The sequence below is a fragment of the Brachybacterium sp. p3-SID1565 genome, from assembly GCF_025143785.1.
Taxonomy (GTDB): domain Bacteria; phylum Actinomycetota; class Actinomycetes; order Actinomycetales; family Dermabacteraceae; genus Brachybacterium; species Brachybacterium epidermidis.
This window is the reverse complement of the sequence record NZ_JAMBDS010000021.1, coordinates 14548-36750: the sequence shown is the minus strand read 5'-3', so window position 1 is coordinate 36750 and position 22203 is coordinate 14548. Positions and strand designations below refer to the sequence as shown.

20 protein-coding genes and 1 tRNA gene are annotated in these 22203 nt (G+C 70.4%); 13 read left to right on the top strand and 8 right to left on the bottom strand.

The genetic code is table 11. The features are described 5' to 3' along the window. Nucleotides 1-51: 51 nt before the first annotated feature. From topA to M4D54_RS06885, 8 genes are all read left to right on the top strand, one after another. Nucleotides 52-2775 carry a type I DNA topoisomerase gene (gene topA, locus M4D54_RS06920; protein WP_193865279.1) on the top strand — a complete coding sequence of 908 codons (2724 nt, stop codon included), beginning with the start codon at nucleotides 52-54 and terminating at the stop codon, nucleotides 2773-2775. Between the two features lie 276 nt (nucleotides 2776-3051). After that, nucleotides 3052-4401 carry an ABC transporter substrate-binding protein gene (locus M4D54_RS06915; RefSeq protein WP_259790412.1) on the top strand — a complete coding sequence of 450 codons (1350 nt, stop codon included), beginning with the start codon at nucleotides 3052-3054 and terminating at the stop codon, nucleotides 4399-4401. Nucleotides 4402-4505: 104 nt separating this feature from the next. Next, the gene (locus tag M4D54_RS06910) at nucleotides 4506-5567 is read left to right on the top strand and encodes a carbohydrate ABC transporter permease (RefSeq protein WP_259890776.1); all 1062 of its coding nucleotides are present in this window, start codon (nucleotides 4506-4508) and stop codon (nucleotides 5565-5567) included. After that, nucleotides 5564-6427 carry a carbohydrate ABC transporter permease gene (locus M4D54_RS06905; protein ID WP_259890775.1) on the top strand — a complete coding sequence of 288 codons (864 nt, stop codon included), beginning with the start codon at nucleotides 5564-5566 and terminating at the stop codon, nucleotides 6425-6427. The genes M4D54_RS06910 and M4D54_RS06905 overlap by 4 nt, the downstream gene beginning before the upstream one ends. A 164-nt stretch (nucleotides 6428-6591) precedes the next feature. Then, nucleotides 6592-7812, top strand: a complete 1221-nt coding sequence (locus tag M4D54_RS06900) for an RtcB family protein (RefSeq protein WP_193865275.1) — start codon at nucleotides 6592-6594, stop codon at nucleotides 7810-7812. A gap of 50 nt (nucleotides 7813-7862) precedes the next feature. Next, a complete protein-coding gene (locus M4D54_RS06895; protein ID WP_193865274.1) occupies nucleotides 7863-8939 on the top strand; it encodes a Gfo/Idh/MocA family protein in 1077 nt (358 codons plus the stop codon). Further along, the gene (gene tmk / locus M4D54_RS06890) at nucleotides 8936-9664 is read left to right on the top strand and encodes a dTMP kinase (protein WP_193865273.1); all 729 of its coding nucleotides are present in this window, start codon (nucleotides 8936-8938) and stop codon (nucleotides 9662-9664) included. Before M4D54_RS06895 ends, tmk begins: the two co-directional genes overlap by 4 nt. A gap of 13 nt (nucleotides 9665-9677) precedes the next feature. Continuing rightward, on the top strand, nucleotides 9678-10817 hold the full coding sequence (locus M4D54_RS06885) for a DNA polymerase III subunit delta' (protein ID WP_259890783.1): 1140 nt from the start codon (nucleotides 9678-9680) through the stop codon (nucleotides 10815-10817). Nucleotides 10818-10829: 12 nt separating this feature from the next. Here the strand turns inward: M4D54_RS06885 and M4D54_RS06880 are convergent, their stop codons facing one another. The 4 genes from M4D54_RS06880 to nth form a co-directional block, all read right to left on the bottom strand. Continuing rightward, the gene (locus tag M4D54_RS06880) at nucleotides 10830-11708 is read right to left on the bottom strand and encodes a DUF3027 domain-containing protein (RefSeq protein WP_259890772.1); all 879 of its coding nucleotides are present in this window, start codon (nucleotides 11706-11708) and stop codon (nucleotides 10830-10832) included. A gap of 2 nt (nucleotides 11709-11710) precedes the next feature. After that, nucleotides 11711-12097: a cold-shock protein gene (locus M4D54_RS06875; protein WP_017823275.1), complete on the bottom strand. Its 387-nt coding sequence runs from the start codon at nucleotides 12095-12097 to the stop codon at nucleotides 11711-11713. Between the two features lie 187 nt (nucleotides 12098-12284). Then, complete coding sequence (locus M4D54_RS06870; RefSeq protein WP_193865271.1) at nucleotides 12285-12989, bottom strand: CoA pyrophosphatase; 705 nt, start codon at nucleotides 12987-12989, stop codon at nucleotides 12285-12287. After that, nucleotides 12989-13786, bottom strand: a complete 798-nt coding sequence (gene nth, locus M4D54_RS06865; RefSeq protein WP_193865270.1) for an endonuclease III — start codon at nucleotides 13784-13786, stop codon at nucleotides 12989-12991. The genes M4D54_RS06870 and nth overlap by 1 nt, the downstream gene beginning before the upstream one ends. Nucleotides 13787-13965: 179 nt before the next feature. On the opposite strand from nth, the gene M4D54_RS06860 reads away from it, so the two are divergent. Beyond that, nucleotides 13966-14643: a Crp/Fnr family transcriptional regulator gene (locus M4D54_RS06860; RefSeq protein ID WP_311199685.1), complete on the top strand. Its 678-nt coding sequence runs from the start codon at nucleotides 13966-13968 to the stop codon at nucleotides 14641-14643. Nucleotides 14644-14773: 130 nt separating this feature from the next. Here M4D54_RS06860 and M4D54_RS06855 read toward each other — a convergent pair whose 3' ends face one another. From M4D54_RS06855 to M4D54_RS06840, 4 genes are read right to left on the bottom strand one after another with little or no spacing between them, the layout of a single operon-like run. Continuing rightward, entirely contained in the window at nucleotides 14774-15595 is an 822-nt protein-coding gene (locus M4D54_RS06855) for an MBL fold metallo-hydrolase (RefSeq protein ID WP_193865269.1), read from the bottom strand. A 3-nt stretch (nucleotides 15596-15598) separates the two neighbouring features. Continuing rightward, the gene (locus tag M4D54_RS06850; protein WP_193865268.1) at nucleotides 15599-16108 is read right to left on the bottom strand and encodes a RidA family protein; all 510 of its coding nucleotides are present in this window, start codon (nucleotides 16106-16108) and stop codon (nucleotides 15599-15601) included. Between the two features lie 3 nt (nucleotides 16109-16111). Beyond that, nucleotides 16112-16282, bottom strand: a complete 171-nt coding sequence (locus M4D54_RS06845) for a DUF4177 domain-containing protein (protein ID WP_017823269.1) — start codon at nucleotides 16280-16282, stop codon at nucleotides 16112-16114. A 42-nt stretch (nucleotides 16283-16324) separates the two neighbouring features. Further along, nucleotides 16325-16648: a WhiB family transcriptional regulator gene (locus tag M4D54_RS06840; RefSeq protein ID WP_193865267.1), complete on the bottom strand. Its 324-nt coding sequence runs from the start codon at nucleotides 16646-16648 to the stop codon at nucleotides 16325-16327. A gap of 260 nt (nucleotides 16649-16908) precedes the next feature. Here M4D54_RS06840 and M4D54_RS06835 point away from each other — a divergent pair, with 260 nt between their 5' ends. From M4D54_RS06835 to M4D54_RS06820, 4 genes are all read left to right on the top strand, one after another. Next, nucleotides 16909-19323: a transglycosylase domain-containing protein gene (locus tag M4D54_RS06835; RefSeq protein ID WP_193865266.1), complete on the top strand. Its 2415-nt coding sequence runs from the start codon at nucleotides 16909-16911 to the stop codon at nucleotides 19321-19323. 2 nt (nucleotides 19324-19325) lie between these two features. Further along, nucleotides 19326-20261, top strand: a complete 936-nt coding sequence (locus M4D54_RS06830; RefSeq protein WP_193865265.1) for a metallophosphoesterase — start codon at nucleotides 19326-19328, stop codon at nucleotides 20259-20261. 111 nt (nucleotides 20262-20372) lie between these two features. After that, a tRNA-Pro gene (locus M4D54_RS06825) sits at nucleotides 20373-20446 on the top strand. Between the two features lie 489 nt (nucleotides 20447-20935). Beyond that, nucleotides 20936-22072: a peptidoglycan-binding protein gene (locus M4D54_RS06820; RefSeq protein WP_259890770.1), complete on the top strand. Its 1137-nt coding sequence runs from the start codon at nucleotides 20936-20938 to the stop codon at nucleotides 22070-22072. Nucleotides 22073-22203: the final 131 nt, after the last annotated feature.

Here is a 22203-nt window from a genome sequence, read left to right as displayed (position 1 = left end):
GGACCACGGCGGACGGGCCGCGACGTGCGCGGCGAGGAAGGACGAATCAACGTGACTGGCGGACGGCATCTGGTGATCGTCGAGTCCCCGGCCAAGGCTCGCACCATCGGCCGGTACCTCGGCGACGACTTCGTGGTGCAGGCCTCGGTGGGGCACATCCGCGACATCCCGGTGCCGCGCGACCTGCCGGCGGAGATGAAGAAGGGCCCGTTCGGCCGCTTCGGGGTGGACGTGGACGGCGGCTTCGAGCCGTACTACGTGGTCAGCCCGGAGAAGAAGAAGACGGTCGCCGAGCTGAAGAAGGCCCTCAAGGACGCCGACACCCTCTACCTCGCCACCGATGAGGACCGCGAGGGCGAGGCCATCGCCTGGCACCTGCTGGAGACCCTGAAGCCCAAGAAGGCGCTCCCCGTCAAGCGCATGGTGTTCCACGAGATCACCAAGGACGCCATCCTCGAGGCCCTCGAGAACACCCGCGACATCGACTCCCACCTGGTCGACGCGCAGGAGACCCGCCGCATCCTGGACCGCCTCGTCGGCTTCGAGCTGTCCCCTGTGCTGTGGCGCAAGATCGGCCCGTCGCTGTCCGCTGGGCGCGTGCAGTCCGTGGCCACCCGGCTGGTGGTCGAGCGCGAGCGGGAGCGGATGGCCTTCGTGGCCGCCGACTACTGGGACGTCACCGGTTCCTTCGCCACCGACAGCGCCGCCTTCTCCGCCAAGATCGCCACCGTGGACGGCTCCCGCGTGGCCACCGGCAGCGACTTCGCCGACGACGGCACGCTCACCTCGCGCGCCACGAGCGCCACGGTGCTGACCGAGCAGTCCTCCCGGGAGCTGATCGAGGCCCTCACCGGTGCCCCGGCGGAGGTCACCAAGCTCGAGTCCAAGCCCCACACCCGCCGGCCCGCCCCGCCGTTCACCACCAGCTCCCTGCAGCAGGAGGCCTCCCGCAAGCTGCGGCTCGGGGCCCGCCAGGCGATGCGGGTGGCGCAGTCCCTGTACGAGAACGGCTACATCACCTACATGCGCACCGACTCGGTGGCGCTGTCCAAGGAGGCCATCGCCGCCTCCCGCGGGCAGGCGGCCGAGTTGTACGGCTCCGAGTTCGTGCCCGACAAGCCCCGCTTGTACCGCTCGAAGTCGCAGAACGCGCAGGAGGCCCACGAGGCGATCCGCCCGGCCGGCGACCGCTTCCGCACGCCGGCAGAGGTGGCCGGGCAGCTCAGCGGGGACGAGTTCCGCCTGTACGAGCTGATCTGGAAGCGCACCGTGGCCTCCCAGATGGCCGATGCCAAGGGCACCACCTCCACCGTGGAGCTGGCCCTGGAGCAGAACGGCCGGTCCGCCACCTTCCGCGCGGCCGGCACCGTGATCACCTTCCGCGGCTTCCTGGCCGCGTACGAGGAGGGCCGCGACACCTCCCGCTACGCGGAGGACTCCGACGACAAGCGTCTGCCCCAGATGAGCGAGGGCCAACGCCTGCAGACCCGCGAGCTGACCAGCGACGGCCACACCACCACCCCGCCCCCGCGGTACACGGAGGCCTCCCTGGTGCGGGCACTCGAGGAGCGCGGCATCGGCCGGCCCTCCACCTACGCCTCCACCGTGGCCACCATCCAGGACCGCGGCTACGTGCTGCGTCGGGGTACCGCCCTGGTGCCCAGCTGGACCGCTTTCGCCGTGGTGCGCCTGCTGGAGGAGCACTTCGGCACCTTCGTGGACTACGACTTCACGGCCCACATGGAGCAGCAGCTGGACCGCATGGCGCGCGGCGAGCTGGGACGGGCGGACTACCTGCAGGACTTCTACCGCGGCGACGGCACCTCCGGCCCCATCGGCCTGAAGCCGATGGTGGACGACCTGGGTGACATCGACGCGCGCGAGATCAACTCCATCGCCATCGGCGAGGGCATCACCCTTCGGGTGGGCCGCTACGGCGCCTATGTCGAGCGGCCCGCCCGGGACGAGAACGGCCAGGAGATCGAGGGGGCGGATCCGCAGCGCGCCTCGGTGCCCGACGACATCGCCCCCGACGAGCTCACGGTCGCCAAGGCCCTGGAGCTCCTGGAGCGGCAGAAGGACGACGGCCGGGTGCTGGGCACCGACCCGGAGACCGGGCACGAGCTGATCGCCAAGGACGGTCGCTTCGGCCCCTACGTCACCGAGGTGCTGCCGGAGCCCGAGGCAGCGGAGACCACGAACGGTGCGAAGAAGACCGCCAAGAAGGCGGCGAAGCCCAAGCCCCGCACGGCGAGCCTGCTGAAGTCCATGGACCTGGCGACCGTCACCCTCGAGGACGCCCTGAGGCTGCTGAGCCTGCCCCGCGTGGTGGGCACGACCGAGGACGGCACCGAGATCACGGCCCAGAACGGCCGCTACGGCCCGTACCTCAAGAAGGGCACCGACTCCCGCTCCCTGGAGACCGAGGAGCAGATGTTCACCATCACGATGGAGGAGGCGGAGAAGCTCTACGCCCAGCCCAAGACCCGGGGCCGGGCCGCCGCCAAGCCGCCGCTGAAGGAGCTGGGCACCGATCCCACCAGCGGCAAGCCGATCGTGATCAAGGACGGCCGCTTCGGCGCGTACATCACCGACGGCACCACCAACGTGTCGCTGCGCTCCGGGGAGTCCGTCGAGTCCATCACCGAGCAGATCGCCGTGGACAAGCTGGCCGAGAAGCGGGCCAAGGGGCCGGCCAAGAAGCCCGCCCGTCGCAGCACCGCCCGCAAGACCCCGGCGAAATCGACCACCCGGAAGTCCGCTCCCCAGAAGTAGCCCGCTCCACGACGACACGCAGGTGGCACCGGCCCCGAGGCGGGCCGGTGCTCCCCCTGCGGACGCGCCCCAGCACGGCCGGAGCATTCCTCCTCGTCCGCACCTTGAGACCGAACGAGACCACTGGATGATCGGCTGTGCAGGATTCACCGTGACGACGCTCATATTCATGCATCCGGGTCACGAGGGGGCATCGTTCCGTCAGGCGTTCCATGGTTGGTCACGAAACGGCCGTACGATGGCGGGGACCCCATCAGTGTTGATCAAGGAGTTCACATGCGTCTGAATCCGACTCGTCGCGCCCTCATGGGTGGTGCCGCAGCTGCTTCCGCCCTCGGGCTGGCGAGCTGCCTGCAGAATCCCGACTCCGGTGGCAGCGGCGGTGGTGGCAACGGCAGCGACGGCGGCTCCGCCGGTGGTAGTGGCGATGGCGTCGTCACCATCCTGGGCAACTTCGGCGGTCAGGAGGCCGACGGCTTCAACTCGGCCCTGGCAGCCTTCACGGAGGAGACGGGGATCCAGGTCGAGTACACCTCCGACCAGGACTTCGTGAACACCATCCGCACCCGCGCCGGCGCCGGTGACGCCCCGGACATCGCCCTGTTCCCCCAGCCGGGCGGCCTTCTCGAGCTCGCCGCCGAGCACATCGCCCCGATCGGCGACTACCTCGACGAGGCCGCACTGAAGGAGAGCCTGATCCCCGGTTTCCTGGAGTCGGCCACCCTGGACGGCACCGTCTACGCCGCACCGGTGCGCCTGGCCGTGAAGTCCCTGGTCTGGTACCCCACTGCGGCGTACACCGAGGGCGGGTACAGCACCGAGCCGGCCACCCTGCAGGAGCTGCTGGCCATCGGTGACGAGATCAAGGCCTCCGGCATCGCCCCCTGGGCGGATGCCTGGAACGCCGATCAGGCCACGGGGTGGGTGGGCACCGACTGGCTGGAGGAGTTCATGCTCCGCATCCACGGCCCCGAGGTGTACGACCAGTGGACCAAGCACGAGATCCCCTTCAACGACCCGAAGGTGGTCCAGGCGCTGGACGAGCTCGGCACGCTGCTGAAGACCGAGGGCAACGTGCTGGGCGGATCGCAGACCATCCTCAACACCCCGTTCTCGGAGGCCGCGCTGCCGCTGTTCGAGGATCCGCCGGCCGCGATGCTGCACCGCCAGGGCAACTTCGTCACCGGCTTCTTCCCCGAGGACATCCAGTCCGACCTCGACAACGCCGTGGGCGTGTTCGCCCTGCCCAAGTGGGAGGGCGGCTTCGACGGCCAGCCGATCCTGGGCGGCGGCGACCTCGCAGCCCTGTTCGCCCGGGACGACGAGGAGGCCATCCAGGTGATGGAGTTCATCACCTCGCCGGACTTCGGCGGCGAGTGGGCGAAGGCGGGCGGCTGGCTGAGCCCGCACTCCACCTTCGACAACTCGCAGTACGCCGATGAGACCACCCGCTCCGTGGCGGACATCGCCTCCAATGCCGAGGTGTTCCGCTTCGACGGCTCGGACCTGATGCCGGGCTCCGTGGGCGGCGGCAGCTTCTGGACCGCGATGGTCGAGTGGATCGGCGGTGACAAGGACTCCCAGACGGTCCTCGACGAGGTGGAGGCCTCGTGGCCGGCGGAGTGACCGCGCCCTCACGCACCGGAGAGCCCGCGCCCGCCTCGGGTGCGGGCTCTCCCGCGCGGTCCCGCAGCGGTTCCCCCGCTCGTCCCCTGAGGATCCTCGTCGGGGTGGTGGGCCTCGCGGTCACCGCGTGGGTGGTGTGCACCGTGTTCCTCGCCTTCGCCTGGTATCCGCAGGCGTTCGGGGGCAGCGACATCCTGATCGGCCTGCTGGGCCTGGTGCTGGGCATCGGCGGCGCGATCGTGTTCTTCCTGTTCCTCAACATGGCGATCGAGGGGCTGCCCTCCCGGCTCAGCGGCGGGGTCATCCCCTACGCCTTCCTGCTGCCGGGGCTGAGCCTGATCGGCCTGATGCTGATCTACCCCACCGCTCAGACGGTGATCTACTCCTTCGCCAACGACCGCTCGACGCAATGGGTGGGTTTCCAGAACTACCAGCGGATCTTCGCCTCCGGTGCGTTCTGGCAGGCACTGCTGAACAACGTGCTGTGGGTGCTGGTGGTGCCGGCGATCACCGTGGCCTTCGGACTGGCGGTCGCCGTCCTGGCGGACAAGCTCTCGGCCCAGGGGGAGAAGACCTCGAAGTCGATGATCTTCCTGCCGATGGCGATCAGCTTCGTGGGGGCCTCGACCATCTGGGGCACGCTCATCTACGCGTACGACCGGCCCGGTACCGCCCAGACGGGCCTGCTCAACGCGGTGGTCGTCGCTCTCGGGGGCGAGCCGCAGACATGGCTGCAGATCTCCGACTACCGGCTCAACTCGCTGCTGATGATGGTGATCCTGATCTGGCTGCAGACGGGTTTTGCCATGGTGCTGCTGAGCTCGGCCATCAAGGCCGTCCCGGAGGACACCGTGGAGGCCGGCCGCATCGACGGTGCCAGCGAGATGCGGATCTTCTGGCAGATCATCTTTCCGCAGGTGCGGGGCACGGTGATCGCCGTGTTCATCACGATCCTGATCGTGGTGCTGAAGGTGTTCGACATCGTCTACGTGATGACCAACGGCCGCAACAACACCGACGTGATCGCCAATCTGTTCTTCCGCAAGCTGTTCACCGAGCAGAAGGCAGGGGAGGCCTCGGCGGTCGTGGTGGTGCTGCTGATCCTGGTGATGCCGGTGCTGATCTTCCAGGTGATCAGCTTCAAGCGACAGGAGGAGGGCCGATGACCGGGCGCATGAAGGACGGCCGCCGCCGTTCCCCCTTCGCGATCGTCACCATGATCCTGCTGGCGATCCTGTGGACGGTCCCCACGCTGGGACTGCTGGTGACCAGCTTCCGCACCCGTGAGGATGCCGCCTCCACCGCGTGGTGGACGGCCCTGTTCAACCCCTTCGGCTCCGGCTGGACGATGGACAACTACACCCAGGTGTTCACCAACACCAATCTGGGCTCCACCCTGATCAACTCGATCGTGGTGGCGGTCCCGGCCACGGTGCTGCCGATCATGTTCGCGGCCTTCGCGGCGTACGCGTTCACGTTCATCAAGTTCCGCGGCAAGGAGATCCTGTTCATCCTGATCGTGGCGCTGATGGTGGTGCCGATCCAGGTGGCGTTCCAGCCCATGCTGAACCTGCTGGGCCCGCGCGGTCTGGGCATCTCCGGCGAGTTCGTGGCGGTGTGGCTGCTGCACACCGGGTTCGGCATGCCGCTGGCGATCTACATCCTGCGCAACTACATGACGGGCCTTCCCGGTTCGCTCATCGAGAGCGCGAAGATCGACGGCGCCTCGCACTACCAGACGTTCTGGCGCCTGGTGGCACCCCTCTCCTTGCCGGCGATCGCCGCGTTCGCCACCCTGCAGTTCCTGTGGGTGTGGAACGACCTGCTGATCGCCAAGCTGTTCCTGGGCGGCGGTTCCAACACCACGATCATCGTGGCGCTGCAGAACCTGCTGGGCACCCAGGGCCAGGGCGCCGAGTTGCTGACCGCCGGTGCGTTCATCTCCATGCTGGTCCCGCTGATCGTGTTCTTCTCGCTGCAGAACTTCCTGGTGCGAGGCATGACCGCGGGCTCGGTGAAGGGATGACCTGACCAGGAATAATCCCGTGCGCGCGCATCGGGGACCCTCTAGGGTTCCCGGTGCGCGCTGCTGTGTGCGCACGACCGCCGGGCCGTTCCCCGTCCTGCACCGTCACCGGGCCCTCCCGCCCGGGTGCGGCGAGTGGACGGCCACGCGAGCATGAGAGGACCATGACCATCCAGCGCATCACCGACGAGCTCTACAACTGGGCCAGCGTCCTGGACGAGGCCACCCTCGAACAAGCCCGCACCACCGCGGGCATGCCCTTCGTGCCCCCGCACCTGGCGTCGATGCCGGATGCCCACCTGGGCAAGGGTGCGACCGTCGGCTCCGTCATCCCCACCGATCGGGCGATCATCCCGGCGGCCGTCGGCGTGGACATCGGCTGCGGGATGATCGCGGTGCGCACCCAGTGGACCCAGGAGCAGGTGCGCGAAGCCGGCGCCCTGGTGGGGCTGCGCACGGGAATCGAGGATCGCGTGCCGGTCTCGGCGGGGAAGTACAACCGGCGCCTCACCGCGAGGGCGACGCGCCGTGTCGAGCTGCTGGAGGCGCGGTACCACCAGCTGTTGGAGGAGTACCACGCGACCTGGGTCTCGAGCGCGCCGGTCATTCCCGGTCCGGACGGCCACGCCGAGAACTGGCGTCTGCAGCTGGGCACCCTCGGCTCCGGCAACCACTTCATCGAGATCACGGTGGACGAGGAGGACAGGGTGTGGGCGTTCCTGCACTCGGGATCCCGCGGCGTGGGCAACCGGATCGCCCAGCACCACATCAAGGTCGCCACCCAGCGCTGCCGCAGGGAGGGCATCGAGCTGCCGGACCGCGACCTGGCTCACCTGGCCGAGGGGACCGCGGAGTTCGACCACTACATCGCCGAGCTGCTGTGGGCCCAGGACTTCGCCCGGGAGAACCGTGAGGAGATGATGGACCGCACCCTGGACGCCCTGGGCGAGCACATGGGCGCACCCGCCGAGAGGTTCGAGGAGGTCAACTGCCACCACAACTTCACGCAGCGCGAACAGCACTTCGGCAAGGAGCTGTGGATCTCCCGCAAGGGGGCGATCTCCGCCCGTAAGGGCGAGATGGGCCTGATCCCGGAATCCATGGGCACGGCGTCCTACGTGGTGCGGGGACTGGGCAACCCCATGGCCTTCCACTCCTCGCCTCACGGTGCGGGACGCAGCTACTCGCGGTCCCGGGCCAGGAGGACCTTCACCCTCGAGCAGCTGCGCGAGGCGATGAAGGGCATCGAGTACCGCGACACCGACGTGTTCATCGACGAGATCCCCGCGGCCTACAAGGACATCGATCAGGTGATGGCCGATGCCGCCGATCTGGTCGAGGTGGTGCACCGCTTCGCCCAGATCGTGAACGTCAAGGGCGACTGACCGGGGCCAGTCCGTGCCCGCTTGTCGGAGCCGGTCGGTAGATTGGGGGCATGACTTCCACCTCCGGTCACGGGGACCCCGGCTCCGAGGGCGCACTGCGCCTGCCGGAGCCGCTCAGCCCCGATCCGTCCACCGCGCCCGGCCTGCGGTGGGGGCTGATCTCCCCCGGTCACATCGCGGATCAGTTCACCGCGACGGCGCACCGGGCCACGGCCTCCCGGGTCGTCTCGGTCTGCTCCCGTTCGCAGGAGCGCGCCGAGGCGTTCGCCGCCGAGCATGGGGCCACCGGCGCCTTCGACTCGCCCCGGGCGATGCTGGAAGCCGGTGGGATCGACGTGGTCTACGTGGCCTCCCCCCACGCCCAGCACCACGCGTACGCACGCGCGGTGCTGGAGGCCGGCGTGCCGGTGGTGGTGGAGAAGGCCTTCACGCTGAACCGCCCCGAGGCCGAGGATCTGCTGGAGCTGGCCGCGCAGCACCGTCTGTTCGCGATGGAGGCGATGTGGGCGCGCTTCCTGCCGCAGTACGACGTGCTGCGCCAGGTGCTCTCCTCCGGTCTGCTGGGCACGATCGTCGAGGTCTCAGCAGAGCACGGCCAGTGGTTCCCCGAGGATGCACACCACCGCCTGTACGACCCTGCCCTGGGGGGCGGCGCACTGCTGGACCTGGGCGTGTACCCGCTCTCCTTCGCCCAGATGGTGGTGGGGGACCTGACGGACCCGGTGATCCAGGGCGATCTCGCCTTCACCGGTGTAGACGCCTACGTGGGCCTGCTGGCCCGTGGCACACGGGGCGGTCGAGCCCGCATCGCCACCACCCTGAACGCCCGGATGCCCAACGAGGCCGTGGTCACCGGCACGGAGGGCACGGCGCGCCTCACCGGTCCGTTCTACGCCCCGGGCACCCTGACCGTCTCGCTGCGGGACGGCCGCAGTGCGCGCTTCGAGCATCCCGGGGCGCCGGGGGACGGCATGGCCTACGAGATCGCCGAGGCCGCCCGCCGGATCAGCGCGGGCGAGCTGCAATCCCCCTGGATGAGCTGGGAGGACACCCTGTCGGTGATGGGAACCATGGATGCCGCCCGCGCCGCGCTCGGCGTCACCTACCCAGGAGAGGTTGCCGCATGAACGTCCTGGACTCCACCTCGCTGCGGATCCCCCAGCCCCACCCGCCCCGTCGCGGGGTGTTCATCTCCTTCGAGGGCGGTGACGGCGCCGGGAAGACCACGCAGATGGCGATGCTGGGACAGCACCTGGTGCAGGAGCGGCACGTCTCGGAGGATCTGGTGCTCACCACCCGCGAACCGGGGGGCACCGAGCTGGGCGAGCAGATCCGCCAGCTGCTCCTGCACGGGGAGCACGTCAACGAGCGCGCCGAGGCCCTGCTGTACGCCGCCGATCGCGCCCACCACATCGCCACTGTGGTGCGTCCCCACCTGGCTCGCGGCGGCCTGGTGCTGAGCGACCGCTACCTGGACTCCTCCATCGCCTACCAGGGTGCCGGCCGGAATCTGGACCCCTCCCAGATCGGGGCACTGTCCCTGTGGGCCACCGAGGGCCTGTTGCCGGACCGCACCATCCTGCTGGACCTCCCCCCCGATGTGCTGGACCAGCGGCGGGACGCCCAGGACCAGGACCGCCTCGAGCTGGCCGGGCTGGAGTTCCATGCGGCGGTGCGCTCCACTTTCCTGGACATGGCCCGGGTAGAGCCGGAGCGGTTCCGGGTGATCGACGGCACCCAGCCCCGGGAGGCGGTGCACGCACAGGTGCTGGAGGCCGTGGCCGAGGTGCTCGCCCGCTTCGACCCCACCTTCGATCCTGCTGACCCACCTGCCCACCGTGACGAGCAGTGAGGGCAGGCCCCCGGTGAGCGTCTGGGACGACGTGGTGGGCCAGGAGCAGGCGGTCGCGCAGTTCCAGCGCGCCGCCTCCCCGGAGGGCTCGCTCGCGCAGGCATGGCTGATCACCGGACCGCCCGGATCGGGCCGCTCCACGGCGGCCCGCGCATTCGCCGCCACCCTGCAGTGCGAGCACGCCACCGGATGCGGGGCCTGCCAGGCCTGCCGCACCGTGTTGGCGAACACCCATCCCGACGCCACGGTGGTGGCCACGGACAAGCTCTCGATCTCCAAGGACGACGTGCGCGCCCTGGTGCTCACCGCGCAGCGCGCCCCCGCTACGGGTCGTCACCGCGTGATCGTGGTGGAGGATGCCGACAGGATGAGCGCAGGCACCTTCAACGTGCTGCTGAAGTCGATCGAGGAGCCTCCCCCGGCCACGGTGTGGATGCTGTGCGCGCCGTCGGCGGAGGATCTCGCCCCCACCATCAGGTCGCGCTGCCGGTTGGTCACCCTGGCGGTGCCGTCTGCGCAGGTGGTGGCGGAGCTGCTGGTGCGTCGGAACGACGTGGAGCCGCAGCTGGCGGAGCGCTCCGCACGTGCGGCCCAGGGGCACATCGGGCTGGCCCTGCGCTATGCCACGCAGGAGGGCGCCCTGGATGCCCGGGAGGAGTCCGCGCGCACCCTGCTGGGGCTGCGGGGCGCCGGGGAGGCGGTGCTGGCGGCCCAGGCGCTGGTCGAGCGCGCCACCGCGGAGGCCAAGACCCACGCCGACGCGGTGGCCGAGGAGGACCGTGCGGCCTTCATGCGCTCCGCCGGTATCGAGGACGGCAAGGTCCCGCCGTCACTGCGCTCGCAGATGAAGCAGCTGGAGGAGGATGCCAAGCGCAGGCAGACCCGCCTGGTCCGCGATGTCCTGGACCGCTACCTGCTGGATGCCCACTCCGTGCTGCGGGATGTGCTGAGCGTGCAGATCGGCTCCGGCGGTGAGATGGTCAACCCGGGCGTGGAGGCGGAGATCCGTCGCGCGGCCGGAACCGGCGAGGGCCGCATCACGCTGGGGCTGCTGGAAGCGGTGCAGGAGGCACGCGCGCGCATTGCCGGCAATGTGCCGCCGCTGCTGGCCATCGAGGCGCTGCTGGCGCGGGTGGCGGTGTCCCAGCGCTGAGCGCGCCGGGGCTCAGTCGCCCTTCGGCCCCTCGTCCGTCGGAGCCTCGGCAGCGCCGATCGCGCCTTCACCGGCCTCGGCCGTCGGGGACTGCGCCTGCTTCTGGTACTCGACGTCGAGCTCATCGAGGACCACCCCGGTGGCTCGCGGGATCTCGCGGTCGCCGTCGTCCTTGCCGGTCTCCGAATGGGCGCCGCAGCCGTAGCCGAGGTGGACGACGCGGCCGTCGGCGGGGGACCACTCGTTGGTGCACACCCCGAACTCGTGGCGCAGGGATCCATCCAGCTTCGAAAGGAACCCGCAGCTGGCGCAGTTCGCGGTCACGGTGCCACGACGACGGCGCTGCGAGGTGGGCCGGGGCCCGAACTCCCCCTCGGCCCACCGCTCGGCTGCATCGGCCCGGCCCGCGGGCGAGAGCACGCGCACCCGGCCCAGGCCCAGCTCCCAGTTCGCCACGCGGTCGGCATCCTCGTCGCCGGTGTTCTCGTAGCCGTGCTCGAGGCGCTCGTCGTACTCCCTGTACGGCATGAGGTCGTCGGCACCGACGTCCTCCGGCTTCAGACGCTCCGACCAGGGCTCCCAGTCAGGGGCCAGCAGCGCACCCTCCCCGGGCAGCAGCGCAGTCTCGGCCACGGTGGCGCTCTTGGCGCGCGGGGCACGCACCAGGATCGCCACCCACGACCAGCCGCGGTACCCGGGCATCATGCAGTCGAACACGTGGGTGACCACGCGATCGCCGCTGGCCTCCGCCCGCAGGTGCTCACCGACCTGACCGGGCTCGGTGACCTCCTCGAGAGCCGCACGCGCGAGGTCGACGGCCTCGGCGGCGATCGCATCGAGCTTCGGGCGGGCACTCCTGGAGCGGCGCGGGGTGCTGGTGGCGGAGGTCATGCTCAGGCCTCGAAACTGTCGGCGACGGCTCGCAGCACGGTGGAGATCTTCTGCGCGTGACCGCGATCGGGGTAGCGGCCCTTGCGCAGGCCGTTGGAGGCATCGTCCAGCAGGCGGATCAGATCCTCCACCATCACCGCCATGTCGTCCGGCTTCGGTCGACGCGCGCGGCTCACCGAGGGAGCCGGCTCCATCAGCTGCAGGGAGAGGACCTGGGGGCCGCGACGGCCGTCGACCATGTCGAACTCCACCCGGGCACCGGGGCGCAGGGTGGCCACCCCGTCCGGCAGGTTCGAGGCATGCACGTAGACGCTCTGGCCGTCCTCGTCATCGAGGATGAAGCCGAACCCCTTCTCGGCGTCGTAGAACTTCACCTTGCCGCGTGGCACGTGGATCCCGCCTTGTCTGCTGTCGTGGGACTGGTGGTCCTGAAGGAACCGGTGGGCAGTCGCCTGGCACTGCGCACGGGGTGCGCGGATGCGGGCATGCTCGCCGGGCGCCGGGGGTCCGGCGACGCTCAAGTCTACAGCCCGCCTCCCACGATCGGGGGGCGGTGATGGGAGCGAGGCCGGGTTCTCAGTTCCTGCGGCGCTCCGGCGGGATCTGCCGCACCGGGGCGTCCCAGGGCACGGGGTCCAGTCCCAGGCCCGCCAGCATCTGCTCGATGATCATCGCGGTGAAGCCCCATACGAACGCGTCGTCGGGCAGGTCGAACACCGGACCGACGGGTCGGTCATCCAGCAGTCCTCGGTAGCGACGGGCGGGATCGGTGAGGGAGCCCTCACCGGTGAGCCGTGCCCACACCACGCGCTCCACCTCCACCGGGTCCTGCGCGCGCAGCGGGGGCCTGGTGGGCGTCCACGCCAGCACCGGGGTGACGTGCTGGGAGCGCCACGGCATGGGGATCGCGGCGAAGGCACCGAGCACGGTCACCTCCCGCGGGTCCAGCCCCGTCTCCTCCTGCGCCTCGCGCAGCGCGGTGTGCACCTCGTCGCGGTCACCCGGGTCCACCCCTCCGCCGGGCAGGGCGAACTGGCCGGGCTGGGAGCGCAGGCAGTGCCCCCGCTCCTCCAGCACCAGCTGCGAGTCCTCCAGATCGGTGCCGGCCACGAGCAGCAGCACGGAGCTGCGACGAGGGGGCCGGGACGCAGCCAGCTGCGACCGGGCGTCACGGGAACGGTCCAGCAGCACCTCTCCCCCGCGACCGGCGCGCGCAGCGAGCTCGCTCAGGAACCCGGGGTGGCCCACCCGGGCAGCCGCGCGCTCCTGACCCTCCCCCATCAGGCCACCTCCGCGCTGGGGCAGATGTCGGCCAGCACGCAGCGACCGCACTGCGGCGCACGCGCCAGGCACACGCGGCGCCCGTGCAGGATCAGCCGCAGATGCAGGGCCGTCAGGTCGGTCCGCTGCCCGTCGGCGCCCTCTCCACCTGCGGCGGCTTCCTGCTCCACCCGGGCCACCACGGCGGTCTCCACCTTCACCGGGTCCTTCGCCTCGGTCCAGCCCAACCGCCGGGCGAGGCGGCCGACGTGGGTGTCCACCGCCAGCAGGGAGTGGCCGAACCAGGCACCGCGCACCACGTAGGCAGTCTTCCTGCCGACGCCCGGCAGCGCCTCGAGCGCCTTCTGGTCATCGGGCACCTCGCCGGCGTGGTCGCGCACGAGGTCCTGGGCCAGCCCGATGATGCGGCCGGCCCGGGTGCCCCCCATGCCGAGCGGGCGCAGCAGGGCGGCCACCTGCTCCTCGTCAGCACCGGCGAGTGCGGCGGCATCGGGCCAGCGCGAGAACAGCTCGGGGGTCAGGGAGTTGACCCGCACGTCGGTGGTCTGGGCCGAGAGGACTGTGGCGACCAGGAGCTCGAATGCGTCCCGATGATCGAGCTCGGTGCGGGCTGCGGGGTACTCCTGGCCAAGCCGGGCATGCACCTCGGCGACGGGGGCCGGCGCCTTGGCAGCGGGCGCCTTTCGCGCGGGCTGCTTCCGCGTCGGCACCTTCCGCGCGGGCCGCTTCTGCAGGCTCTCGTCCTGCGCGTCCGGGCTCGCGGACCCGCGAGAGGCACGCCTGCCCGTTGATGACATGGTGATCAGTGCTCCTGGGGTGTTTCGAGGGCCCGTCTCGGCGGGTGAACCGGAACCGGACCCGAAGACGCGGTAGCCTGTGAGCATCGTGTGATCACTGCCACCGTGCGCGACGGCAGCGGTCACGATGAGTAGACCAGATCGGCCCCGGCGCCCGGGGCCCACCCTCAGGAGGTTCCGTGGACGAGAACATCGTACGGTCGTCGCCGCTGTTCGCCGCGCTCGACGAGGACGGCAAGCAGGCCGTGCTCGCGTCGATGTCGCAGGAGGACTACCACCGCAGCGCCGTCATCTTCCGCGAGGGGGATCCCGGCGATCGCCTGTTCATCATCGGCACCGGAAAGGTGAAGGTGGGCCACGCCTCCGGCGACGGCCGCGAGAACCTGCTGGCCGTGCTGGGCCCGGGCGAGACCCTCGGCGAGCTCTCCCTGTTCGATCCGGCTCCCCGCAACGCCACGGCCACCGCGGTGGCCGAGTCCACCCTGTACTCGCTGACCCAGCAGGACCTGTACCGGGTCCTGGCCCAGCGCCCGGAGGTGGGCCGCCACCTGCTGGCCTCCCTCGCGCGGCGTCTGCGCAAGACCAACGAGTCGCTGGCGGACCTGGTCTTCGCCGACGTGCCGGGTCGCGTGGCCAAGAACCTGCTGGATCTCGCGCAGCGCTTCGGACGTCAGACCGACGACGGCGTGATGGTGGCCCACGGGCTCACTCAGGAGGAGCTGGCGCAGCTGGTCGGCGCTTCCCGCGAGACCGTGAACAAGGCCCTGGCGGACTTCGCCTCCCGCGGCTGGATCCGCCTGGAGGCCCGCGCGGTGCTGCTGCAGGACATCGAGCGCCTGCGCCGCCGCGCCCGCTGATCCCCACGAGCACGACGACGGCGCGTCCCCGGCATCCGGGGGCGCGCCGTCATCGCATCCGGTGGCGAAGCGACCTCAGGCGCTCGAGCCCACCGGTGAGCCCACCGGGGCCGCGCGCGGACCTGGCTCCTCAGCCGTTCTGACCCAGGTGGTCGAGCGTGGCCCGGAGGTTCCAGCGGGCAGCCTTCTCGAGCTGATCAGGAAGGTCGGCCCCGTACACGACGCGCAGCAGACGGTCCATCGTCAGGATCCCCGCGGTGCGGGCACGGCGCACCTGCTCGATGCGCTCCTGGCGGTGAGCGATGGCCTTCTCGATCGCCTCCAGCGCCTCGAGCGGCGAGAGGTACGGCTCGCCGTGGCCCGGGTACAGGGACGAGACGCGCCCGTCCGATGTCATCGCACGCAGGATCGCGAGGGACTGCAGGTACTCGCCCAGGTCCCCGCCGTGGTCAGGGACGATCACGGTGGAGGAGCCCCCCAGCAGGGTGTCACCGGTGAGCATCCTGCCGCCCTCCACCAGCACTCCGACGGAATCGGCGGTGTGCCCGGGAAGATGGATCACGTGCCCGGCGGTGCCCCTGTCACCGTCCAGCACGGCCGGCAGGGGCCGTGACCCGGCCACGGTTCGCTGATCGGCCGCCCACAGGGGGACGTCCCGACCGGTGCGGGCGGAGAGCTGCCGGGCCAGGGTGGCGGCACCGGCAGCGTGGTCAGCATGGTGGTGGGTGACCAGCACACCCATCGGCTGCGCGTCGGCCCCGCAGGCCAGCAGCACATCGGCCAGGTGCTCAGGGTCCTTCGGGCCCGGGTCCACGACCCACACCTGGGCGCCGTCCCGCAGCACGTAGGTGCAGGTGCCCGTCAGGGTCATCGGGCCCGGGTTGGGCGCTCGCAGCGTGATCAGCTCGACGCCGGGGGCCTCCGGGTCTCGGTCCGGGTACTGCTCGGACACGGCTCAGGTGGTCCGCTGGATCTCGACCTGCAGCTCGAGCTCCACCGGGGCATCCAGCGGGAGAGCGGCGACCCCGACGGCGCTGCGTGCATGGGAGCCGCGCTCGCCGAACAGCTCGCCCAGCAGCTCGCTGGCGCCGTTGATGACGGCGGGCTGAGCGGTGAACGAGGGATCCGAGGCGACGAAACCGGTCAGCCTCACCACCTGCGCGATCTGGTCCAGCGATCCCACCAGGTCCTCGATCGCGGCCAGAGCGTTGAGGGCGCAGGTGGCGGCGAGCTCGGCCGCCTGCTCCGCAGTGACCTCCGCACCCACCTTGCCGGTGCGCGGCAGCTCGCCGTCCACGAAGGGCAGCTGGCCGGAGGTGAGCACGTGGTCACCGGTGCGCACGGCCGGCACATAGGCGGCCACAGGCGCGGCCACGCCGGGAAGCTCCAGGCCCAGCTCGGACAGGCGCTGGCGGATGCGGGAGCCGTCGGACGCGGCGGAGGGGGGCGTGGCGGGAACGGTCATCGATCAGCCCTCCGAAAGCGGCCGCTTGAGGTACGCGACCAGGGACTCGGGGTTGGGGCCGGGCACCACCTGCACCAGCTCCCATCCCTCCTCGCCGTAGTTGTCGAGGATCTGCTTGGTGGCGTGGATCAGCAGCGGAACGGTCAGGTATTCCCAGCGGGTGTAGGTGCTCATGGGGCGAAGCCTACCGGCCGTGGAGCCCCTGGGCGGAGGCGGTCACATGCCGCCGGCGGCGGCGCGACGTGCGGCGAAGGTGAGCGCGGCACCCCAGTCGCTGACGTCGGGGTGGCGGCGCAGCAGGCGCCGACGCTCACGCTCGGTCATCCCGCCCCACACACCGAAGTCGATGCGGTTCTCCAGCGCGTCCACCAGGCACTGGGTGCGCACCGGGCAGCCACCGCAGGCCGTCTTGACGGCATGCTGCTCGGCCCCCTGGACGAAGAATTCGTCCGGGTCCATGGTGGCGCAGGCTCCACGAGCAGCCCAGCTGCGGTCCTCGCCCTCCCCGAGCGCCCGCGCAGTCGTCACCCCTACGGTCATGTCAGTCCCCTTCCGAATCCTCGTCGACCCGTGAGTTCCTCCCACATCGTAGGGACCAGGTGCGACACTCGCCAAACCTCCATGCCACGCCGGGGATCCTGTGGTATGCCGCAGCGCTCTCGGCGGCTGGCTCCGCGTGGCGTTCCGGGGGTGCCCCCTTGCTCGACCTCGCGTGCCGACAGCCATGGGCTTCGTGAAGATTTCGCCAGGACGTGTCCTGCTTCATGGAACCGGCCCGGGCCTGCCCGTACTGTGGGTTCATGGCCACTTCCTCGCCCAGCCGCCCCGCACAGCGGCGCTCACTGCCCGCCGCGCTGGCGCAGACCCTCTACCTGCTGCTGGGGATCATCGCCGTGGCAGGCCTGGGCGGCGTGCTGCTGGCCGCGTTCTTCCTGCCGGCGGTCTCGGCCACTTCCGCCGTGGCCGAGGACGGCGTGGCCCTGTTCGAGTCCTACCCCTCCGAGCTGGAGGTGGCACCGCTGAACGAAGCCAGCCGCATCGAGGCGGCCGACGGCTCCCTGCTGGCCACCTTCTACACCGAGAACCGGATCATGGTGCCGTTGGAGGAGATCTCCCCGCACATGCAGCACGCGGTGATCGCGGTGGAGGACCGCCGGTTCTACGAGCACGGCGGCGTGGACCCGCGCGGCCTCACCCGTGCCTTCCTGTCCAATTCGGTGGGCGGCGCCACCCAGGGCGGCTCCACCCTCACCCAGCAGTACGTCAAGAACGCCCTGCTGATGGACGCCGTGCAGCGCGGCGACCAGGAGGACATCGAGGCCGCCACCGAGACCACCTACGGGCGCAAGCTGCGCGAGGCCAAGCTCGCCATCTCGCTGGAGAAGAAGTGGGACAAGGACGAGATCCTCAACGGCTACCTGAACGTCGCCCAGTTCGGGCCGTCCCAGTACGGCGTGGAGACGGCCTCGCAGCACTACTTCTCCAAGAGCGCGAAGGATCTCAACCCCGGCGAGGCCGCGATGCTGGCGGGCATCACCAACGGCCCCAACCAGTACGACCCGGTGGCCCACCCCGAGGCGGGGGAGAAAAGACGCAATGAGGTGCTGGGGGACATGCACCGCGAGGGCTACATCACCGATGAGGAGTACGAGCAGTACCGCACCCAGCCGGTCGAGGAGATGCTGAAGATCCAGGAGGTGCGGGCCGGCTGCGCCGACGCCGGCCGCAGCGGGTTCTTCTGCGACTACGTCACCCGCACCCTGCTGAACGACCCGGAGTTCGCCCCCACCTACGAGGAGCGCCGCAAGCTGCTCTACGGCGGCGGGCTCACCATCCGCACCACGCTGGATCCGGCCAAGCAGAAGGCCGCCGAGGACATCCTGCAGCGAAGGGTGCCGGCCGATGCCGGCCACGGCTTCGGCCACTCGATCGTGACGGTGGAGCCGGGCACCGGCAAGATCCTGGTGATGGCGCAGAACCGCACCTTCAATCCCCACCAGGAGATCGGCCCGGGTGAGACGGCCATCAACTACAACGTGCCCAACGCCCTGGGGGGCTCCAACGGCTTCCCCGTCGGCTCGACCTTCAAGCCCTTCGTGCTGCACGAGTGGATCAAGAGCGGCCGCAGCATCTACGACACCGTCTCCACCGGGCGGGAGGAGATGAAGGAGTTCCCCGCCACGTGCCTGGGCAGCGGAGCCTGGCGCGAGAACCCCGGGTACAACCCCGACAACGCAGTCTCGGTGAAGCTGCAGCCCATGGAGACGGTGCTGAACTCCACCAAGTTCTCCGTCAACACCAGCTACGCCAACATGGCCCGTCAGCTGGACCTGTGCGACATCGCCGAGACCGCCCGCTCCGTGGGCGCTGTGCCGGCCACGCACAACCCCTACGACCAGGCCACCTGGGATGCCCCGATCGAGGACATCTACAAGACGGAGCTCGCCCCCTCCGTGGTGGTGCTCGGTGAGCTGCGGATCTCCGCCCTGGACATGGCCGGGGCCTACGCCACCTACGCATCAGGCGGCACGTACTGCCGCCCCCAGGCGGTCACCGAGGTGATCGACCGCAACGGGGAGCCGATGCCCATCACCGGCGCCCAGTGCGAGCAGCGCATGGACAAGGAGGACGCCGACACCATGGCGTGGGTGCTCCAGCAGGACCTCGAGGACCCGCGCGCCACAGGCAAGGGCCGCACGATCCCCGGCCACCCCGCGGGCGGCAAGACCGGAACCTCCAATCAGCAGTTCCACACCTGGTACGTGGGCTTCACCCGCCAGATGTCCACCGCCGTGTGGTTCGGCCACCCGCAGGCCAACAAGCGCCCCGAGGGCTTCAACGTCGACGACACCTACCTGCGCCAAGGCAAGGTGTGGGGCAACACCGTCTCCCTGCCCACCTGGCAGGAGTACATGACGGCGGCCCACGAGGGCCTGCCCGCCGAGGCCTTCCCTCCGGCTCCGGCGCGGCCCACTCCCCCGGGCCCGGGCCAGGTGGGAGAGGTGACACCTGGCACCGTGCCCAACGTCGCGGGCATGTACCTCTCCCAGGCACAGACCGCGGTCGAGCAGGCGGGCTACCGCGTGGAGGTGCGTCGTGAGCCGTCGGACTCCGTGGGCCAGTGGTTCGTGATCGGCACTGACCCTGCCCCTGGCACCGCCCTGCCCGCGGGCAGCACCGTGACCATCCGCCAGTCGACCGGCCGGGAGGGCTGAGCGTGCGCGCAACGACGGTGGCGGCGACGCTGGGCGGGCTGGGTGCCGTGAGCGCTGCGGCCGCCCACGTCTGGGCCCGGCACATCGAGATCCACCGGTACACCCTGCGCGAGGTGGAGCTGGGCATTCTCCCGGCCGGGGCGCGCACGATCAGGCTGCTGCACATCAGCGACATCCACCTGATGCCGGATCAGGAGCGCAAACTGGCGTTCCTGCGGCACCTCGAGACCCTGCGCCCGCATCTGGTGATCGACACGGGCGACAACATCGCCTCGGCGGCCTCGGTGCCGGTGCTGGCCGAGGCCATCGAGCCGCTGCTGCGCCGCCCCGGGGCGTTCGTGATGGGCTCGAACGACATGTACGCGCCCTCCCCCAAGAACCCGCTGCGGTACTTCCTGCCCGATGCCCGCCCTGAGGGCTTCACCGAGCGTGAGGACGTGGAGCTGCCCACGGAGGAGCTGGCCGGGCGACTCTCCGCCTTCGGCTGGAAGGACCTCACCAACAGCCGTGGCCGGATCGAGCTGGGCGGTCTCGAGGTCCAGCTGGTGGGGGTCGACGATCCTCACCTCGAGCGCGACGAGATGCCTCCCCCGCAGGACGCTTCCCCGCCCGAGCACGGCCGGGTGCTGCGCCTGGGCGTGGCCCACGCCCCCTACCGTCGGGTGCTCGATGCCTTTGCCCGCGACGGCTCCGATCTGATCCTGGCCGGTCACACCCACGGCGGGCAGCTGCGCATCCCCGGCGTCGGCGCGCTGGTCACCAACTGCGACCTGCCGCGGTCGCAGGCGCGGGGACTGTCCACCTGGCGGGGGGTGCCGCTGAACGTGAGCGCAGGCATGGGCGCCAGCCCCTATTCGAACTACCGCTTCGCCACCCCTCCGGAGGCGAGCTTGATCACGTTGCGGGCCCCGCGCGCTGAATCGCCTGACCAGCGGTAGGAAACGCCTGTTAGAGTTGCTCCTCGGTGACGCGCTCATCGCGTCGACCTGACAGCTCCTCCCCTTCGAGCAGGAGCCGAACTGGTCGACCGCAGCAGAGCGGGGAGCTCTCGGGGTGTGGCGCAGCTTGGTAGCGCGCTTCGTTCGGGACGAAGAGGTCGCAGGTTCAAATCCTGTCACCCCGACCGGTCGACGGCTCCGGTGCAGATCTGCACCGGAGCCGTTCTCGTTCTTTCGCGGCACCGACCATCCAGCGGCACCCACCATCCAGCGGCATCCACCATCCAGGGATGGAGCTCACCAGGATCGCCGCCGCATGCCTGGTCGTGACCGCAGCATCAAGCCACCTCGCTGCCGGGCCCGCGCCCCACCGAATGACATCGCTGTAACTAGCACAGCAATGTCCGATTCGCGAGCGCGACACGTCGAAAACTTGTGCAAACGAGCAAAACTTTGACAAAGAGCCAGGCCTGTGCATGCAAACTGCCCTGTTCAGGCCGCTGACCTGCACTTACATTGGTGCCGGTGCCGCTCGTACCTGGGGCACTGACCGGGGCGCCGCCAACCCGTCACCGGCTCGGTCGCTTCCTCCACTTCCCTGGGTGACGGGCACCTGTCCCGCAGCGCATGCCGTCGCGGGTCGCGTGTGGCGACGGAGAAAGAGATATCCGGACATGATCCGTACCGTCCCCCGCGGCACGCACCGGGCTCCCGGTGCCGCCGTGATCGACTACCGGGGCCTCGCCGCTCCTGTCGGGCGTGGTGTGGGAGGTGCCGCCCTGCTGGGTGCGGTCACCGCCACCGCCGCTCTGCAGGGAGCCGAATCGGCTCGCGCACAGGCCCCCGCCCCGGCCGCGCTCGGAAGCATCAACGGTGCTGCCGCAGCCGCTCCGGTCACCCTCCCCGCCGTGGCCCCCGCGGCCCCCGACCAGTTCGCCGGCGTCAAGCTGCGTACTGGCTCCCGTGGCGCAGCGGTGGAGCATCTGCAGACCCTGCTCAATCAGCGCGGTGCGTCGATCGCGGTCGACGGCGTCTTCGGACGCAACACCGCCAGTGCTGTGCGCGCCCTGCAGTCCGCTGCCGGGATCGGCGTGGACGCCGTGGTGGGCCCGAAGACCTGGAACGCCCTGGCGGGCAACATCCAGATCTCCTCGAGCGCTCCTGCCCCGGCCGCCTCGGCGGCCTCCTCGCAGCCGAAGCTGCGTCAGGGCAGCCGCGGCGATGCCGTTCGCACCCTCCAGTCCCAGCTCAACGAGCGCGGTGCGTCGATCGCGGTCGACGGCATCTTCGGCAGGGGCACCGCGGCTGCGGTGCGCGCACTGCAGTCCGCTGCCGGCATCGGCGTGGACGCCGTGGTCGGCCCGAAGACCTGGAACGCCCTGTACTCGAACGTGCGTATCAGTGACGCCCCGCCCTCGCGCGACTCCGGGCGTGCTCCGGTCGCCTCGGTGGGCTCGTTCAACGGTCAGGCGATCGTTAATGCGGCCCGGGCCCAGAAGGGCGTGCGCTACACGTGGGGCGGCTCCTCCCCGGCCACCGGGATGGACTGCTCGGGGCTGGTGTACCACGCCTACAACCAGGCCGGCATCAACCTGCCTCGCAAGACCGCCAAGGGCTACACCTTCGGCGGCCGGATCATCTCCCAGGCCGAGGCCCAGCCCGGTGACCTGGTGGCCTTCACCAGCAACAACTACGGTCACATCGGGATCTATGCCGGCAACGGCCGGGTCATCGATGCCTCCAGCTCGCGCGGGCGGGTCATGGAGCGCATGATCTGGAACGCCCCGCACGTGTTCGTCACCTACCGCTGAGCTGAGGCGACGACACCTGAGCACGGCGGCCTGCTCGACGCATGAGCGTCATGGGAAGGAGCAGGGCGACGTGCAGGAGCCCGGTCGGGACACCCCGGCCGGGCTCCTTCATGCCCGGTCACGGCCTCGGT

What these genes read in the sequence shown, in the direction of transcription:
- M4D54_RS06915 (WP_259790412.1), top strand. Translation starts at nt 3,052, where the DNA reads ATGCGTCTGAATCCGACTCGTCGCGCCCTCATGGGTGGTGCCGCAGCT.
- M4D54_RS06905 (WP_259890775.1), top strand. Translation starts at nt 5,564, where the DNA reads ATGACCGGGCGCATGAAGGACGGCCGCCGCCGTTCCCCCTTCGCGATC.
- M4D54_RS06900 (WP_193865275.1), top strand. Translation starts at nt 6,592, where the DNA reads ATGACCATCCAGCGCATCACCGACGAGCTCTACAACTGGGCCAGCGTC.
- M4D54_RS06895 (WP_193865274.1), top strand. Translation starts at nt 7,863, where the DNA reads ATGACTTCCACCTCCGGTCACGGGGACCCCGGCTCCGAGGGCGCACTG.
- tmk (WP_193865273.1), top strand. Translation starts at nt 8,936, where the DNA reads ATGAACGTCCTGGACTCCACCTCGCTGCGGATCCCCCAGCCCCACCCG.
- M4D54_RS06880 (WP_259890772.1), bottom strand. Translation starts at nt 11,708, where the DNA reads ATGACCTCCGCCACCAGCACCCCGCGCCGCTCCAGGAGTGCCCGCCCG.
- M4D54_RS06870 (WP_193865271.1), bottom strand. Translation starts at nt 12,989, where the DNA reads ATGGGGGAGGGTCAGGAGCGCGCGGCTGCCCGGGTGGGCCACCCCGGG.
- nth (WP_193865270.1), bottom strand. Translation starts at nt 13,786, where the DNA reads ATGTCATCAACGGGCAGGCGTGCCTCTCGCGGGTCCGCGAGCCCGGAC.
- M4D54_RS06850 (WP_193865268.1), bottom strand. Translation starts at nt 16,108, where the DNA reads ATGACCGTTCCCGCCACGCCCCCCTCCGCCGCGTCCGACGGCTCCCGC.
- M4D54_RS06845 (WP_017823269.1), bottom strand. Translation starts at nt 16,282, where the DNA reads ATGAGCACCTACACCCGCTGGGAATACCTGACCGTTCCGCTGCTGATC.
- M4D54_RS06840 (WP_193865267.1), bottom strand. Translation starts at nt 16,648, where the DNA reads ATGACCGTAGGGGTGACGACTGCGCGGGCGCTCGGGGAGGGCGAGGAC.
- M4D54_RS06835 (WP_193865266.1), top strand. Translation starts at nt 16,909, where the DNA reads ATGGCCACTTCCTCGCCCAGCCGCCCCGCACAGCGGCGCTCACTGCCC.
- M4D54_RS06820 (WP_259890770.1), top strand. Translation starts at nt 20,936, where the DNA reads ATGATCCGTACCGTCCCCCGCGGCACGCACCGGGCTCCCGGTGCCGCC.